The following is a 16324-nucleotide window of genomic DNA, read 5'->3' on the forward strand; positions in this document are numbered from 1 at the left end:
TGTGGAATGCATAAATCCGTGAATACTAAATACAAATACTCTACAAATAGAATATTTATTTCAAGGAATTGAGATAGTCCTTTATTAGTGTGATGCCTTCCGCATGAAGTATCGTAGTACCTTTTTGGGGCATATGCATCTCACCCAATACAGACATTCGGCCAATAATTTTTGCCTGTTTGAGCAAAATTCCCGTTTCGTTTAGCGGGCTTTCAAATCTAAGATCGAGCATCGTCATATAGGCAGTTCCCATAGGATTATGGCAATGGGCGCAATTCACCTCCATATAAGCTCTTGCACGCCGCTCGACAGATTGATTATGGTCTTCGTAACTTGGTAACAGACTTCGTTTTCTCAAAGGGGAAATAGCCAGTATGCCTAGATGTTTCAGATAATCCAGCTGTTGAATGGTATCATTTGCCCGATACAAAACCCGATTTAAATTTCTGATTTTGGGACCGATCGGGAGGATACGGTTCCCTTGGCGATGACATGCAATACAGTCCTTACGGGAAGGAATGATATAATGCGTCTGCCGCTTCACACCTTTACCGTCTAAAAATGAAACAGGGACAATTGCACTATCAGCTAATAAGACAGCTTCATCCTGTGCCGAATTCCATTGATAAGTCGCTGCATTCCATTGTCCCCCTTTGTTGATCAGGAGACGCGTTTCTAACAAGACTGATTTAGGCCCTCGTAAACTATCTATATTTGGGTAAAAAAAAGATTTGGCAATAATAGTTCCATCCGGAAAATCAGGCAGTCCATCATCCGAAGCAACTATTTTTTTCCCTTTTGGCAGGAAGATAACACGTTTTTTGTCCGCATAATCTGTAAAAAGACTCGAAGCCAGCTCATAAGAAACTCCTTGGTCATTAGGTACAAGATCTGCTATTTTCCCTTTGAACAAACCATAATCGGATAATTTATCCCGGAATATTACATTATCCGCAGCCACTTTGCCCCTGTTCTTATTGTTGAGTACAATAAAGAGTATAGGTATAAGCAAAACGCCTATTAAAATTATCGCTTTTTTCATATCTCCTGTGCTCCGCTTCCCTTGTCGCCATTTTCTGTTATCAGGGCGAAGATAAGACAAAAAAAATAATACAGCGTGGGAGTTAGGTACGACAAAAAAATTTTATATTTAAATGTCATTAACCAAAACTCCGGATCCATGGAAGACATGATTCTTTACAATCGGCTTCAATTTGCCTTTACAATTACATTCCACTACCTATTCCCTCAATTGACTATGGGATTATCCTTGATGATTGTTTATTTCAAATGGAAATTTCTAAAAACCCACAACGAAGATTACAACCATGCCTCAAAATTTTGGATGAAAATCTTTGCATTGAATTTTACAATGGGTGTTGTGACGGGGATCCCTATGGAATTTCAGTTTGGCACGAATTGGGCAAAGTTTTCCGAGCTTACAGGGGGAATCATTGGGCAAACTTTGGCCATGGAAGGTATGTTTTCTTTTTTTCTGGAGTCTTCTTTTTTGGGAATGTTTCTCTTTGGAGAAAGATTACTTGGCCACAAGCTGCACTTTCTCTCCGGTTTGATGGTATTCATTGGATCCTGGGCGAGTGGATTTCTGATTATTGCCACGCATTCCTGGATGCAGCATCCGGTTGGATATGAAATTCTCGAAAATGGCAAATTTGTATTGAACAATTTTGGTTCTTTATTCAGCAATCCATGGTTATGGCCCTCTTATCTACACAATCAGGCGGCATCCTTAGTCACAAGTTCCTTTTTTGTAGCCTCAATTGGAGCATTCTATCTTCTCAGCGACAGACATAGCAAATTTGGCAAGATATTCGTTAAAAGCGGCGTTATCTTTGGAGCTATTTCCTCCATTCTTGTTGCGTTTCCTACAGGAGATCTAGCGGCCAAAAATGTGGTGAAATATCAACCTGCAGCATTCGCAGGCATGGAGGGGATCTTCAAGACGGAGAAAGGGGGATCCGAGATTATCCTTATCGGTCAACCTGACATGGAAAACAAAAAACTGGACAATAAAATTGCAGTTCCTAATGTTTTAAGCTTCCTCACCTATCAGCGTTGGGATGCGGAAATAAAAGGATTGAATGAATTTCAGGACGCTTTACATCCCACCAATGTCCCCGGTCTTTATTATAGTTATCACATCATGGCCGGCCTAGGCACAATATTTATCGGAATCATGATCTTGGGCACTGTTTTACTTTGGCGGGATAAATTATACCAGACCAAATGGCTCTTATGGATCATTATGTTTATGATTCCTTTTCCTTATATCGCCAATACCGCAGGATGGTATACAGCCGAACTCGGACGGCAACCCTGGTTGGTCTACAACTTGATGCGTATGGTAGATGGTGTATCCCCTACGGTATCTTCTGGTAACACCTTATTTACCTTACTCGGATTTGTCGGATTATATATTCTTTTGGGACTGTTATTCCTGATGTTAGTATTGAAAATTATTAGAAGAGGCCCCGAGCCCCATATCGCTTAAATAAATTTGTCATGGAAATATTCTGGTTTATTGTATTGACTTTCATGTTGGGTATCTACATTGTCCTTGATGGCTACGATTTTGGAGCAGGAATTGTACATTTATTCTTTGCAAAGACCGAACAGGAGAAAAAGGCTGTAACAAATGCAATCGGCCCATTTTGGGATGCCAATGAAGTCTGGCTAATCGCAGCCGGTGGTGTTTTATTCTTCGCCTTTCCAACATTATATGCTTCATCTTTCAGCGGATTCTACCTCCCGCTGATGTTAGTATTATGGCTGCTGATCTTTAGAGCAATAAGTCTTGAACTGAGGGGACAGATCCATCATAGACTTTGGGAGGCATTATGGGATAAAGGGTTTGGTTTAGCCAGTTTACTCCTTGCCCTATTTTTTGGCGCTGCTCTAGGCAATGTCGTGCGCGGAGTCAATCTTGGGATGGTGGAAAATGGGATATCGACACAAGAGCCACATTACTTCTTCCTGGCGCTCTGGAACCCGACATTCGACCCCTTGGCCGAACATCAGGGCATCATTGACTGGTTTACCTTAATACTGGGCTTAGTCGCGGTAGTGACACTTACGATCCACGGTGCTGGATGGGTCATATTGAAAACATCCAGTTCTCTCAATCAGCGTCTCAAAACCATCATATTCAAGTTGAATTTCGTATTGCTATTATTAGTAGGCTTATCGGCTTATATCTGGCATTATGTAAAACCAATCTCCTTAAATAATTTTCAACATCATTATTGGCTTTGGGTATTTCCCTTAATTGCGACGATAGGCCTGCTAGGGCAATTCTGGATCAGAACATTCAGAAAAGACGGTACAGGTTTCCTCTTTTCTTCCCTATTTATCCTGGGGAGCTTTGCAACCACAGTCGCCTCTATGTTTCCAACCCTATTACCATCAACCAATGAAGTGAACCCTTCACTCACTATACAGAATGCGGCAGCACATGAGTATGGCCTTTCTGTAGGATTGGGATGGTTTATTTTTGCAGCGATTTTGGTCGTAGCCTATTTCGTTATTCAATTTAGAGTCTTTAAAGGAAAACTCGATGACGTAGGCTATGGCGAGCATTAGACCATCACAGGAACAAACTAGAGCTCCAATAATTTATGTTTTAGTGCAAGTTGCACCAGTTCAATCATGTTTTTCACTTTAAATTTGGTCAATAGATTACGTCGATGTGTTTCGATCGTTACAGGGCTTAAAAATAGTTTCTCTGCAATCTGATTACTGGTATGGCCATTTGCAATCATTGTCAAAATCTCCTTTTCCCTTTGTGTTAACCGTGGAAGATCTTGCAGGGAAGAAACAGCTCCCGTGTAAAGCTCCTTTGCTTTATCGCAAAGGGCTACCTTTCTGTCCAGTCCAAGATGCACACAACGAAGAAATTCATCATTGGACACATCCTTTAATATATAACCATTTCCGCCATTTTGCATAAACTGAAAAATAAGATTGCGGTCGGCTATATTGCTCAATGCGACAACAGGAACCCAAGGAAATAATTTTTTCAATTGTACACAAACCTCAAGTCCGCTGATATTCAAGAGCTGCATATCCATAAGTACCAAATCAACTTCCGTGGTATTCAGAAATTCCATCAATGATACTTCCTTTAGAAAGGAATATACCTTGTACCCTTTTTGATTATTAAGAAAAGAAGTCACCCCCTCCAGCAACAGGGGATGATCGTCTAGTACGGCAATAATTTTCATACACTGGTTTTTAGCTAAACACTTACTCCTATTTCAATTTGGGTACCAGATCCCGGTTTACTCCGTATTTCAATAGATCCATTGATCCAGTTAATACGCTTGACAATATTATTTAATCCCATTCCATAATTTGCCACAGAAGCATCAAATCCTTTTCCATTGTCTTCTATCAAAACCTGCAATATTGCTGCTGATTTACTTACCTGAACAATAATAAGGTCTGCATCTGCATATTTCAATGCATTTGAGATTGCCTCCTGGACAATCCGATAGATTGCCAACCCTTTTTGGAAGTCGAGCTGTACTTCGTCCTCATAGTTTTCAAATTGGATCTGCACCTTATTATTTTTCATTGAAAGACATAATTGTTCCAATGCTGCTATCAGACCAAATTGCCGCAATGACTCGGGCATCAGATTATGCGATATACGTCGTACTTCACCCAAAATATCATTCAGTTTGTGCGGTAATTCGTCCTTCAGATCATATTCTCCAGTCTGCTCTCCAGCGATCTTAAATTTCAATCCTGTCAGCATCCCGCCAATACTATCGTGTAAATCTTGCGCAATACGTTGCCGTTCCTGCTCTTCGGCCTTTAGCATAGACTCAGAGATCTGCAGCTGTTTTTCCTTCGCCAGTTTCTCCAAAGCAATCTCATGATTCATCTGGATCTGTCCATTCAGCTTCCGTTGTTTCCTATAAGAAAAAGTGGCAAATAAAACAGCTATGAAAAGTAAAACAGCAATACCCAAGACAAGAAAAACCTTTAGCTGGTTACGTTCTTTATCTGCGCGAAGATTTAAAATCACTTTTTCTTTTTCGACGGCTTTGTATTTAGCCTCCATTTCATTCATTTTTTCCAAAAGCTGAACCTTCTGTATACTATCCGAGAGCTTATTTGCAACATTCGACATCTTCAATGCTTCTTTGTAATCTCCCATTAATTCATTTACAGCGGCCAGTTGGCTATAAACAATTTTACTGTTATAGAGATCACGTGTCAACAGTCCATTTTTTATAATCTCTTCTAAGGGCTGTTTCGCTTCAGCATATTTTTTCTGCATCAAATAGACATTAAACTTTCTAAACAGCATCATCTGGTAAGATCTCCAATTGTTCGTTTTCTTAGACCAATCCAAACCAGTATTCAGCATGCGCAACGCTTCATCAGTTTGCTGCTTCGTTGTAAAATAAAGTGCTTCATTGTAATAGTAATTGGGCAATTGCGAGGAGTTGGCATTATCGCCCAACATGACCTTGACTTTATCTAACAATAGCCGGGCCTCCTTTGATCGGACTTGATAACAATAAGTGCTAACAGCATTTAAATAGGCGACCAATAGCGTTGTACTCTTTGGTTGCTGCTCCAGCTGTTTAATCGCCAACTGGTGATATTCATCTGCTTTCGCCAATTGATTGGATGACATAAAGGCCATACCAATCATGGTATTTATAGCCCCTTCCATGAGGGGATCATGTGCTTTGGCATAGGGCATACACCTACTATTAAGTATATCCAGGAGATCAGCAAAGCCTTTTTTTGGGAACCGAATTAATCCCAGATTATACCATGCTCTGGCCAACAGCTCTTGCTCAAAGGGCAGTTTGGTATCAGCAAGGATATCTATGCATTTTTGGGCTTCTATCCCGGCATGCTTACTGTCCAAAAATTGCCCATAGTAAATGCTTTTGTAAAGTGCAGCCATAGCCCGAAGGCTTCGAAAGGGCTTAGCTAATCGCTCTCCCTGCCGCATATTTTCCCAGAATTTCAGCGTATCCCGAAAGCGGTAGTAATCCGATAGATAAAAGTATTGTAGTGCCCTTACACTATCCTCTGAGGTCGACTTCAACAGCATTTCGGCATCAGCCCGATATTGATCCTCATTTAAGGGCAGAAAACTTTGGGCCCGGCTGAGCTGTACAGTAAAATACAGCATACAACATGCAATTAACTTTAACCAAACTATACGTTGTAAACTCATTAACTAAAACTTATATCTGATGAATAATAAATACAGTATATTGCATTTTTTTGAGATGCGGCTCCATAGCTGTGTTATTCCGGAAAATTCGATGAATATGATGAACACTCCCATACACGGTTTCTCAAAACTAAACAATTTTGAAAACATATAAAGCACCCCAATGGATATTGAGGTGCTTTATTATAAGATGCAGCAGTAATTTATAAACTGCCTTTATGGAAACAATATTTTCAGGAACGTCCCAATAATGTTTCAAACGTTGCCGTTCGCGTAGTTGCTATATTGATCAACAGATCCAATTTACAGCTATATTTCGACGATAGTTCTTTTGAACCACTGTTTCCAAATAACTCCCTTTTTACAATGGGGACACTAAAAGGTAAAGTCCATGCCCGTAATGATTTAGCTATTGCATCCATCGCATTGATCCCCTGCAAAGCCTGTACACCATCTGCCCAGCAAACCAGACCTACAGTTTTATCGGTGAGGTAGGCCGGGCTATTCTTTGCACTTATCTCCAGCCAATCCAAACAGTTTTTCATTACCCCCGGCACACCGCCATGATATAAAGGCGATAACCAAAAATGTAGATCTGCCTCCAGAAAAAGACTGTTCATGATCTTTACACTATTGGGTATCCTACTGAGACTTGTATCAAAAAGTGGTATGCCACTATCCGCGAGATTAAACACACTGTTCTCAATACCAAGCTGATTCAATTTTTCGGCAAAATAATTAGACAATACTCCTGAAGTCGACTCTTGTCTACGCTCCAGAGCGCCATTAAATATCAATGCTTTCATTCTTTTCTATGCTCTTTTAAAAATAACTTTTGGCATTCCGATCTCTCCGTACATCAATGATTTAACAATCGGAATTAAACGTTCGGCAGCTAACATATAAAGTGATTCAGGCATATTTGGTCTCGCCCTTACAACCACCTTTTGCCCCAGATAGGAAGACAGATCTGCCCTGGTCAAATTCTGTGTCCATAATTCCAATTCCAGCGTTTCCACAGTTTTAAAATCATAATATGCTACCTCAGCATGAAATTTCTCCGCTAAAGCCATATAAACCCAAGGAGGAATAATGGCATCAGCGGAACAGGTAAAAGCGACAGCTTTGCCTTTATAAGGGGTCAATTCCAATGCAGCAAGAGCCGCTTTAAACTCCTTTTCTTTGACGATCATTTCCTGGAAAAAAAGGGTTTTAATGTCAAAGTCTATAATGTCAACTGTGGGTTTGAAATCAATGAGATCAAGCGCCAATATACCCGAATTCTCAACCTTATTTACAAACATGCTTTTTATAATTATTAGCTCCGCTACCCAAAACATTTAACATGCTATATCAGTTTGCCAATCATCTCTTCGTATCGCTTTTCGACTGCAGACCAGTCCAGGACAGACCAAAATGCATCCAAATAATCGGCTCTTTTATTCTGATATTTCAAATAGTAGGCATGTTCCCATACATCAACTCCCAAAATGGGAACTCCTCTACTGGTGAATTGTGTATCCATTAATGGATTGTCCTGATTGGCTGTAGCCACTACATCCAAAGTACCGTTGTATTTGATGTAAAGCCAGGACCATCCTGAACCAAATTGTCCAAGTCCAGCATTTTTCACCTTCGCTTTCAACTCATCTAAAGAACCAAAAGTTGCATCTATTTGACTCGCCAACTTTCCGGTAGGCGCGGTTTTCGGTGAGGCAGATAGAACTTGCCAAAACAAGGAATGGTTATAATGTCCGCCCGCATTATTACGTATAGCAGGACTATACTGACTCACCTGTGCCAATATATCTTCTAATTCAAGGCCTTCAGCATTTGTACCAATTAGGGCTTTATTTAAATTATCGACATAGGCCTGATGGTGTTTTTGATGATGAATCGTCATTGTCTCCCGATCAAAATAAGGTTCAAGTGCCCCATAAGTAAAGGGTAAATCCGGTAACTGAAATATGCTCATATTATTCTAATTTATTGTTTCAATAATGATTCAAAACTAAATAATAGACATTAATAAAACAACCAATAAGTTGTTTTATTAATGTCATAAAATTATTCCGTCGTGAGAAAAAACTTTATTATCATGCATTATAGCGACAATAAGAAAAACAGTATCTTTGTTGACTAGAATTAAAACAACTTTTTAATTGCCAAATGCAAAAGACTCCAGCAGATCGAATATTAATGTTATTAAAAATGCGGGGTGAGGTTACCGCCGCTCTTATTGCGATAGAATTAGGTATTACAAAGGAGGGCGCCCGCAAACAGCTACTCAATCTTGCTAACCAGGGTTTGATTGAATCCTATGCGAGAAGTGAAGGCAGAGGCCGGCCATCGACCTACTATTGTCTTTCAGCGCTAGGACTTGCAAAATTCCCGGATAGTCATGCTGACATTACGGTACAACTGCTGCAATCCATTAAGCAGTTGCTCGGTGAGAATGCTTTGGATCTACTGATCAGCGATCGGGAATCAAAAGTATATGAGAAATATAGAAAAGCATTGTCTGCTAGTAAATCCATCGAAAGCAAACTTGATATCATTGCCAGCAAAAGAACGGAAGAGGGGTATATGGCTGAATGGAGAAAAGATGAAGAATCTTATCTTCTCATTGAGAATCACTGTCCCATTTGTGCCGCAGCGACTGAATGTCAAGGTTTTTGTCGTTCAGAACTCCACAATTTTCAACAGCTTATCGGTCCATCTTATTCGATCGTTAGAATAGAATACCTGATCGAAAATGGTTCCCGCTGTACCTATCGCATAACGGAAAGAAAATAATGTAACTTTTTCAGGTACATCCATGGAAATAAATAATATACCGAAAAGTATTTTTTATATTTGCATCCAAAGAATAGTGTCATTATGTCAAAAGCGGAACAGACCCGACAATTTATCGTTGAGAAGACAGCCCCAATCTTTAATAAAAAAGGATATTTTGCTACTTCACTTTCGGACATTACAACAGCTACGGGCCTAACAAAAGGAAGTATTTATGGTAATTTTAAAGACAAAGATGACTTAGCCCTCCAGGTCTATAGTTATCAAAGCAAAAAAATTGCCAACGCTGTGGAACAGCAGATCAGCCCCCACAGGACGGCCTTAAAAAAACTCTTCGCTTTTTTTGATTTTTACAAAGAAAATTTCAAAAATATCGCTGCTTCAGGGGGATGTCCGCTGATGAATGCTGCAGTTGAGGTGGATGATTCCCTCCCTTTTTTAACCCCAAAGGTCAAACGGTCGTTTACGCTTTGGAAAGAACGATTGATTTCGATATTGGACGAAGGAATTAAGAATGGAGAATTTAAAAAGCATATTTCTACCGAACAATTTGCAATTATTTTCATGGCGATGATTGAGGGTGGGATTTTACTTGCAAAGATTTCCGGCCGGGCTAAAGATCTAAGTATTGTCTTGGACAATATGAAAGACATGGTCGATCGGGAGATCAAAATCTAATTTTTTTTAACAAAATATATACCAATCGGTATATTGAATATTAATGAAAAAAAATAAAAAATGAAAAGAGTAGTCATTACCGGCATGGGGACAATTAACCCCTTGGGCGAGAATGTTGATACATTCTGGGAGAATATTTTACGAGGTGAAAATCATACTGCTATCATCAGCCGTTTTGATGCATCTCTATTTCGGACGCAAATCGCAAGTGAGGTCAGGAACTTTCAACCGGAAAAGTACCTGGACAGAAATGAGATCAAGAGAAGTGACTTATTTACACAATATGCTTTATATAGCGCATCCCAGGCGCTGGAAGATTCTGGTTTGGATCCCAACATCATGGATCCATTTGATATAGGTGTTATTTGGGGTGTTGGTCAAGGTGGAATGGAAACATTCGAAAATGAAGTTGAGAGTTATGTAAAAGGCAATTACGCGCCACGGTTCAGTCCTTTTTTCGTTCCGAGGCTTATTGTTAACATGGCATCAGGGATGATATCGATGAAATTTGGTTTGAAGGGAATAAATTATACAACAGTGTCTGCCTGTGCGACTTCGAATACGGCTTTCATGGATGCATTCAATTACATTCGATTAGGGAAGGCCAAAGTTTTTATCAGTGGTGGTTCAGAAGCCCCCATTACTCCAGCTTCAGTCGGTGGTTTTTCTGCGATGAAAGCAATGTCCAGCAGACACGATGATCCGACAAGGGCAAGTAGGCCTTTTGATCGGGATCGCGACGGCTTTGTCATGGGCGAAGGTGCGGGAGCTCTGGTACTGGAAGAATACGAACATGCCAAAAGAAGGGGCGCAAAGATATATGCCGAACTTGTAGGCGCATCAATGACAGCAGATGCCTATCATATGACTTCACCTCATCCCGAAGGTATAGGTGCAGCCAAAGCAATGTCCTTGGCGATGGAAGAAGCTCAAATGAACAGTACCGAGTTGGATTATCTGAATCTTCATGCCACCTCTACCCCTGTGGGCGATATTGCTGAACTGAAAGCCATGCAACTTGCATTCGGTCCATCCAGCAATCTTTGGGTAAGCTCAACCAAGTCAATGACTGGACATCTGCTCGGTGCCGCGGGAGCAATTGAAGCAATTGTCGCCATAAAGTCGATAAACAATAATGTTATTCCAGCGAGCATCAACATCGAAAATATCGACCCTGCAATTCCCGAAGGCATCAACATTGTTATCAATCAGCCCTTGGAGAAGAATGTTCAAACCGCTATGAGCAATGCTTTCGGCTTTGGTGGGCATAATTCGAGTATCCTCTTTAAAAAGATTTAATATTTTTTAAAAAAAATTTGACAAAGTGTAATAAACACACTATCTTTGTGTCATCATAATTTAGGTTTATAATTGGTTATTTAAGGTTTTCATTCTCCCCGTTTGAAAACCTTTTTTTGTTTATTCAAATTCCCATATGGACAAAAAAATCATCTGATCTTCTTTATTTTTATATCATAAACCGAATGAAAAATTTTATTTTTCCGCAAACATTTTTTAGCAATTGCTATACCCAGCCGCCGCTACGTGAAGGCAATGTCCTGAATTGAATTATGAAAACGATGGAGTAGATATTTTCAATTTTTCAGCACATAATTTTGCATTAAATTACAGAGTATAATGTTTGCTTATACTGTTGCACATATTCTTTTGGATTACAACCAATGATCTGCTTAAACACTCTATTAAAATTTGTAATACTGTTAAAACCACAGCTGTAAGCGATAAACGAAACGCTATCTAGGTGATCTTCGGTCAATTGATTACAGACTTCTTTTACGCGAATTCTATTTAAATAAGTTACGAAGGTAACTCCGCAGTGTTTTTTAAAATATCGACAAAATGCCTGCGGCGTAAGGCTTGCATAGTCCGCAACCTCCTCCAGGCTAAGATCATGTTTGTGATTTTCTTTAATATAATTACAGATGATATTGATCCGGTTTGTGCTATGAATGGTATCCAACATTTCCGCCCTCTCTGCACAAAGTGGCTCCGTCTCTCTTGATATATTCGCCAAAGACCTCAATAGGTAGAAAAAGTGCATCAATTTGTCGATTTGATCCGAAGACTTCAATTGTAAAACGCGTTCTGAAATCTGCTTAAAATATTCCTCCGGAATTTTAAAACCACAGGAATTATTATAGATAAACTGATTTAATGATTCAAATTCTTCTAAAGAGAATAAGAATTTGAGCTTACCGTTTGGGTCAAAAAAAATCGAGATCGAACGGGACTCATTTGAAAACCCATCCTGGGAAGAGGACTTAAATACATGCGGCTGATTTGCTCCCAAAAAGAATATATCATTTTCCTTAAAAGGATGTAAAGTATCTTCAACAATCAATACCCCTCTTCCCTTTACGATCCACATAAGTTGCGCTTCCTGATGCCTATGAAGGTGAGGGTAAAAAGTCTCTAAAATATCTTCTTGTATCGTTAAGCTTTGGCCTTGCATTGCTGGCACATTAAATTGGAGCGCTTTCATAGGATTTCGTAAGTTTATATTTGTATTTACTGCTGTTTAGTTAATATAAATATAATAACTACGTAACAAGTAAACATATCCTTATTAATACTTGAAAAAATAAAAACAAAATATGTATATCATGTGATAATATTTAGCAATCTGTAATTTTTCTATTCAATCTTTCATAAAACAAGAAATCAAAACTCCTTATCTTACAAAAACAAGGTTAAAATACAATTAGACTTTGATAAATTGTGATAATTAATATTCAATAGAAACCTAGAACTTTATTAAATACCGATATTATTCCATTTTCATGAATTAATCAGTAAAAATAGGCAATTGTAACAACGTTAAAATACAATCCATAATACCATTTCTTGAATGGGAGCCTTCAAGAATTAAAAGATTAAATTTACGATATTGGCTCTTATATTATATATGTTAATAATACCTTTTTAAATCTTAATAAGGCGCCTTTTTAAATCTTAATTAGAAATCGGCGCTCTTAATTTTCGTAAATATGTTTAAAAAAGAAATCTATACTAGCCGCAGGCACGAGCTTATTTCAAAATTTTCTTCGGGTAAACTCCTATTCTTAGGAAATATTGAAAACCCGATCAATTTTGAACACAACACCTATCCTTTTCGCCAGGACAGTAGTTTTTTATATTATATCGGGATAAAAAGCCCCCAATTAGCGGCTGTACTTGATATTGATAATGGAGAAACTTTGCTATTTGGGGATGAAATGACCATCGACGATATTGTCTGGATGGGACAGCAACAAACGCTATCAGAAAAAGCGGCTCTTTCGGGAATCAATAAATTACTTCCCTTTGAGCAGCTCGTTGACTATATAGTAAAACATGGCCAACATATGTTTCATTACCTCCCCCCCTATCAATCGCACAATAAGCTATTGCTCGGGAAATTATTTAACTGTCCTGTTGAACAGCTTCAACCATCTATACCTTTAATTCAAGCTGTAGCTGCACAGCGCAGTATTAAATCAACAGCAGAAATTATCGAATTGGAAAAAGCTGTAGACGTAGCAGTTGACATGCATCGTCTTGCTATCCGGATGACAAAACCCGGTTGTTATGAATATCAGATCAGCAATGCCATGCAGCATTTCGCACAGGATCAGGGCATGACCTTTTCTTATCCCCCCATCGTTACGAAAAGAGGTGAGATCCTACACAACCATATGCAATTCCATCAAGTTCATGAGGGGGATCTTGTATTGAATGATTCGGGAGTTGAAACCTCATTGGGATATGCTTCTGACCTCACACGTACCTTTCCAGTTGGCAAACGTTTTACCACGCTACAGGAGGAAATTTACCAGGTCGTTTTACATGCATTTAAATCAGCAGAAAAGTTATTGACCGCTGGAATACGCTTTAAAGACATCCATTTAAAAGCCTGTGAAGCTCTTGTGGATGGACTAATACAGGTAGGTTTCATGAAAGGTAATCCACAAGATGCTGTTGCCAACCATGCCCATTCCTTATTCTTTCAATGTGGTCTAGGTCATCTGCTCGGATTGGATGTACATGATATGGAAGACCTAGGCGAACAATATGTAGGCTACAGCAAATCCGAGCCCAAGGATACCAAGACCTTTGGTCTTAAGTCTCTGCGATTAGGGAAAGAATTGGAAGCAGGAAATGTACTTACTGTTGAACCAGGCATCTACCTGATCCCTGAACTGACACAGCTATGGGAGCAGCAAAATCTTCATAGGGATTTTGTCAATTATGACTTTCTAAAGAAACATCTTGATTTTGGGGGAATTCGTATTGAAGACAATTATCTTATTGAAGAAAATGGTTACCGACGTCTTGGAAAATATCTCGAACGTGAAGTAGAAGAAATTTATCGTTTAAAAGATAATGCAATCGATTAGTTACATGAGCAGGGACAACAAACGCATCTTCTATAGATTAAACAATTATATACAAATGAATAGCATTAGACATTTTATTATTGCAAAGCTATTATTGGTTCTTTACCTATCCAATCCACTCTTTGCACAAAGACTCTGGACAGATATTGGAGACCAATATTATGAGTTTTCGGATAAAGGGATTGAGATTGTGAATCCAAAAAATGGAAACCGGGGAATCTTTTTATCCCAACAGGCTCTTATTCCAAAAGGCGGCAATGCCGCATTGAAAGTTGAAAATTTTTCAATCTCCGGGAATAAGGAACTCATTTTAATCTACACCAACAGCAAAAGAGTATGGCGTGAAAATACGCGGGGCGATTATTGGGTGTACAATAAGAAATCCAACCAATTGACTCAATTAGGCCGCCAATTTCCGTCGTCCCAGCTGATGTTTGCTAAATTTAATCCTCAAGCGAATAAAGTAGCTTATGTGAACAAAGCAGATCATAATATCTATGTGGAAGATCTGGCGACAGGAACTACTCATGCAGTAACGAAGGATGGTACAGACCGCATGATCAATGGAACTTTCGATTGGGTTTATGAGGAGGAATTTGGTTGCAAAGATGGTTTCAGATGGTCCCCCGATGGTCTCTCCATTGCCTATTGGAAACTTGATGCAAATAGTATCCGTAATTTTCTAATGATTAATAATACGGATAGTCTTTACTCGTTTACCATCCCGGTAGAATATCCTAAAGTAGGACAGTCTCCAAGCGCCTGCTCCATATGGACTTACGAACTCGCTACTGGTAAGAATAGCCGGATCAATATTCCGGGGGATCCTGAACAACATTATATTCCACGCATGGAATGGTGCATGGACAGCAAACAGCTTATTTTGCAACAGCTCAACAGGAAACAAAACGAGAGCAAGATCTATACAGCGTCCATCGTGACCAATGAAGTTCAATCGATACATCAGGAAACGAGCGACTCTTGGATTGATATTAAGGCAAGATGGAATAATAATGATCCTTCGGGCTGGGACTGGATACAAAATGGGAAAGCATTTATATGGGTATCCGAAAAAGACGGCTGGCGAAAAATCTATCAAATCGACCTAAAAGGCAATGAAAAACTGATTACCAACGCAAATTACGATATTATTAATCTTGATTTTCTTGACCCAAAAGGAGAAACAATTTATTTTACTGCTTCTCCTACGAATGCGACGCAAAAATATCTTTATAGTATCTCCACGAAAGGCGGCTCGCCCAAAAGGCTCACACCAGCATCTTTTGAAGGCACCTGCGATTATGATATTTCGAAAGATGGCAAGACCGCTATCTTCAGCTTCAGTAACCGCGCCGAGTTCAAACAGGATGCTGTTATCGACCTTCCCGCACATCGGATGGTAGTAGATTTTGAGGTCAAACGTCAAAAGAAAGCGCAAGATGGTATCGCTGAATTTTTCAAAGTTAAAACCTCCGAAGGGATAGAACTAGATGGCTGGATGGTTAAACCATTGGATTTCGATCCCAATAAAAAGTATCCTGTAGTCTTTATGGTATATGGCGAGCCAGCTTCACAAACTGTTTTGGACAACTTTAGTGCAGGTCACAACAGCCTATATAAAGGAAGTATGGCTCAGGATGGATACATCTATATTTCCTTGGACAATCGAGGTACACCCGCTCCTAAGGGTAGTCTCTGGCGCAAAAGTATCTATCGTAACATTGGTCAACTCAATATTCGCGACCAGGCATTAGCTACTCAGGAGATCTTGAAATGGCCTTTTGTCGATAACTCGCGCGTAGCAGTCTGGGGATGGAGCGGTGGAGGGTCGAGCACGCTCAATCTGCTGGGACAATATCCACAAATCTATCAAACAGGCATCGCAATAGCCGCTGTTGCCAACCAACTGCTTTATGACAATGTCTACCAGGAACGTTACATGGGACTTCCTCAAGAAAATTTAGCAGACTTCGAGAATGGTTCGCCATTGAAATATGCTAAAAATATAAAAGGAAATCTACTGTATATACACGGAACGGGAGATGATAACGTTCATTATCAGAATGCAGAAGTTCTGATAGATGAATTCATAAAAAATAATGTACAATTTCAGCTGATGTCCTACCCCAACCGCAGCCATTCGATCAGTGAAGGACAAGGGACTTATGAGCATCTCAGAACATTGTATACAAACTATTTAAAACAACATTGCCCTCCAGGTGGAAGATAA

General features: G+C 39.4%; 14 protein-coding genes. 7 read left to right on the forward strand and 7 right to left on the reverse strand.

From position 1 onward, the window contains the following. Positions 1-55: 55 nt before the first annotated feature. On the reverse strand, positions 56-1042 hold the full coding sequence (locus ACK8HY_RS07560; protein WP_416133259.1) for a hypothetical protein: 987 nt from the start codon (positions 1040-1042) through the stop codon (positions 56-58). Positions 1043-1180: 138 nt separating this feature from the next. Between ACK8HY_RS07560 and ACK8HY_RS07565 the strand changes: the two genes are divergently transcribed. Together ACK8HY_RS07565 and cydB are read left to right on the forward strand one after the other, a co-directional pair. Further along, positions 1181-2512, forward strand: coding sequence for a cytochrome ubiquinol oxidase subunit I (locus tag ACK8HY_RS07565; RefSeq protein WP_416133260.1), 1332 nt, complete (start codon positions 1181-1183; stop codon positions 2510-2512). An 11-nt stretch (positions 2513-2523) separates the two neighbouring features. After that, positions 2524-3600 (forward strand): cytochrome d ubiquinol oxidase subunit II, encoded by a 1077-nt coding sequence (gene cydB, locus ACK8HY_RS07570; RefSeq protein ID WP_416133261.1) that lies wholly within the window; start codon positions 2524-2526, stop codon positions 3598-3600. Between the two features lie 17 nt (positions 3601-3617). Here cydB and ACK8HY_RS07575 read toward each other — a convergent pair whose 3' ends face one another. The 5 genes from ACK8HY_RS07575 to ACK8HY_RS07595 form a co-directional block, all read right to left on the reverse strand. Further along, positions 3618-4241 carry a response regulator transcription factor gene (locus tag ACK8HY_RS07575; protein ID WP_416133262.1) on the reverse strand — a complete coding sequence of 208 codons (624 nt, stop codon included), beginning with the start codon at positions 4239-4241 and terminating at the stop codon, positions 3618-3620. Between the two features lie 14 nt (positions 4242-4255). After that, the gene (locus ACK8HY_RS07580) at positions 4256-6178 is read right to left on the reverse strand and encodes a sensor histidine kinase (RefSeq protein WP_175991925.1); all 1923 of its coding nucleotides are present in this window, start codon (positions 6176-6178) and stop codon (positions 4256-4258) included. A 278-nt stretch (positions 6179-6456) separates the two neighbouring features. Beyond that, a complete protein-coding gene (locus tag ACK8HY_RS07585) occupies positions 6457-7029 on the reverse strand; it encodes an NADPH-dependent FMN reductase (protein ID WP_416133263.1) in 573 nt (190 codons plus the stop codon). Between the two features lie 6 nt (positions 7030-7035). Beyond that, positions 7036-7527 carry a DUF2480 family protein gene (locus ACK8HY_RS07590; protein ID WP_217699973.1) on the reverse strand — a complete coding sequence of 164 codons (492 nt, stop codon included), beginning with the start codon at positions 7525-7527 and terminating at the stop codon, positions 7036-7038. A 44-nt stretch (positions 7528-7571) separates the two neighbouring features. Continuing rightward, on the reverse strand, positions 7572-8198 hold the full coding sequence (locus ACK8HY_RS07595; RefSeq protein ID WP_416133264.1) for a superoxide dismutase: 627 nt from the start codon (positions 8196-8198) through the stop codon (positions 7572-7574). 194 nt (positions 8199-8392) lie between these two features. On the opposite strand from ACK8HY_RS07595, the gene ACK8HY_RS07600 reads away from it, so the two are divergent. The 3 genes from ACK8HY_RS07600 (at position 8393) to fabF (ending at position 10996) form a co-directional block, all read left to right on the forward strand. Further along, positions 8393-9019: a helix-turn-helix transcriptional regulator gene (locus tag ACK8HY_RS07600; protein ID WP_416133265.1), complete on the forward strand. Its 627-nt coding sequence runs from the start codon at positions 8393-8395 to the stop codon at positions 9017-9019. Positions 9020-9103: 84 nt separating this feature from the next. Continuing rightward, complete coding sequence (locus tag ACK8HY_RS07605; RefSeq protein ID WP_077432613.1) at positions 9104-9697, forward strand: TetR/AcrR family transcriptional regulator; 594 nt, start codon at positions 9104-9106, stop codon at positions 9695-9697. Positions 9698-9757: 60 nt separating this feature from the next. Beyond that, entirely contained in the window at positions 9758-10996 is a 1239-nt protein-coding gene (gene fabF, locus ACK8HY_RS07610; protein WP_077432612.1) for a beta-ketoacyl-ACP synthase II, read from the forward strand. 322 nt (positions 10997-11318) lie between these two features. Here the strand turns inward: fabF and ACK8HY_RS07615 are convergent, their stop codons facing one another. Beyond that, complete coding sequence (locus ACK8HY_RS07615; RefSeq protein WP_077432611.1) at positions 11319-12200, reverse strand: AraC family transcriptional regulator; 882 nt, start codon at positions 12198-12200, stop codon at positions 11319-11321. 505 nt (positions 12201-12705) lie between these two features. On the opposite strand from ACK8HY_RS07615, the gene ACK8HY_RS07620 reads away from it, so the two are divergent. Both ACK8HY_RS07620 and ACK8HY_RS07625 read left to right on the forward strand, forming a co-directional pair. Further along, positions 12706-14094, forward strand: a complete 1389-nt coding sequence (locus tag ACK8HY_RS07620; RefSeq protein WP_416133266.1) for an aminopeptidase P family protein — start codon at positions 12706-12708, stop codon at positions 14092-14094. 55 nt (positions 14095-14149) lie between these two features. Further along, the gene (locus tag ACK8HY_RS07625; RefSeq protein ID WP_416133267.1) at positions 14150-16324 is read left to right on the forward strand and encodes a DPP IV N-terminal domain-containing protein; all 2175 of its coding nucleotides are present in this window, start codon (positions 14150-14152) and stop codon (positions 16322-16324) included.

Source organism: Sphingobacterium sp. NGMCC 1.201703 (genome assembly GCF_047784615.1).
GTDB lineage: Bacteria > Bacteroidota > Bacteroidia > Sphingobacteriales > Sphingobacteriaceae > Sphingobacterium.

Excerpts from the sequence above, each read along its gene's own strand:
- ACK8HY_RS07560 (WP_416133259.1), bottom strand. The coding sequence starts at position 1,042 with ATGAAAAAAGCGATAATTTTAATAGGCGTTTTGCTTATACCTATACTC.
- ACK8HY_RS07565 (WP_416133260.1), top strand. The coding sequence starts at position 1,181 with ATGGAAGACATGATTCTTTACAATCGGCTTCAATTTGCCTTTACAATT.
- cydB (WP_416133261.1), top strand. The coding sequence starts at position 2,524 with ATGGAAATATTCTGGTTTATTGTATTGACTTTCATGTTGGGTATCTAC.
- ACK8HY_RS07575 (WP_416133262.1), bottom strand. The coding sequence starts at position 4,241 with ATGAAAATTATTGCCGTACTAGACGATCATCCCCTGTTGCTGGAGGGG.
- ACK8HY_RS07580 (WP_175991925.1), bottom strand. The coding sequence starts at position 6,178 with ATGCTGTATTTTACTGTACAGCTCAGCCGGGCCCAAAGTTTTCTGCCC.
- ACK8HY_RS07585 (WP_416133263.1), bottom strand. The coding sequence starts at position 7,029 with ATGAAAGCATTGATATTTAATGGCGCTCTGGAGCGTAGACAAGAGTCG.
- ACK8HY_RS07590 (WP_217699973.1), bottom strand. The coding sequence starts at position 7,527 with ATGTTTGTAAATAAGGTTGAGAATTCGGGTATATTGGCGCTTGATCTC.
- ACK8HY_RS07595 (WP_416133264.1), bottom strand. The coding sequence starts at position 8,198 with ATGAGCATATTTCAGTTACCGGATTTACCCTTTACTTATGGGGCACTT.
- ACK8HY_RS07600 (WP_416133265.1), top strand. The coding sequence starts at position 8,393 with ATGCAAAAGACTCCAGCAGATCGAATATTAATGTTATTAAAAATGCGG.
- ACK8HY_RS07605 (WP_077432613.1), top strand. The coding sequence starts at position 9,104 with ATGTCAAAAGCGGAACAGACCCGACAATTTATCGTTGAGAAGACAGCC.
- fabF (WP_077432612.1), top strand. The coding sequence starts at position 9,758 with ATGAAAAGAGTAGTCATTACCGGCATGGGGACAATTAACCCCTTGGGC.
- ACK8HY_RS07615 (WP_077432611.1), bottom strand. The coding sequence starts at position 12,200 with ATGAAAGCGCTCCAATTTAATGTGCCAGCAATGCAAGGCCAAAGCTTA.
- ACK8HY_RS07620 (WP_416133266.1), top strand. The coding sequence starts at position 12,706 with ATGTTTAAAAAAGAAATCTATACTAGCCGCAGGCACGAGCTTATTTCA.
- ACK8HY_RS07625 (WP_416133267.1), top strand. The coding sequence starts at position 14,150 with ATGAATAGCATTAGACATTTTATTATTGCAAAGCTATTATTGGTTCTT.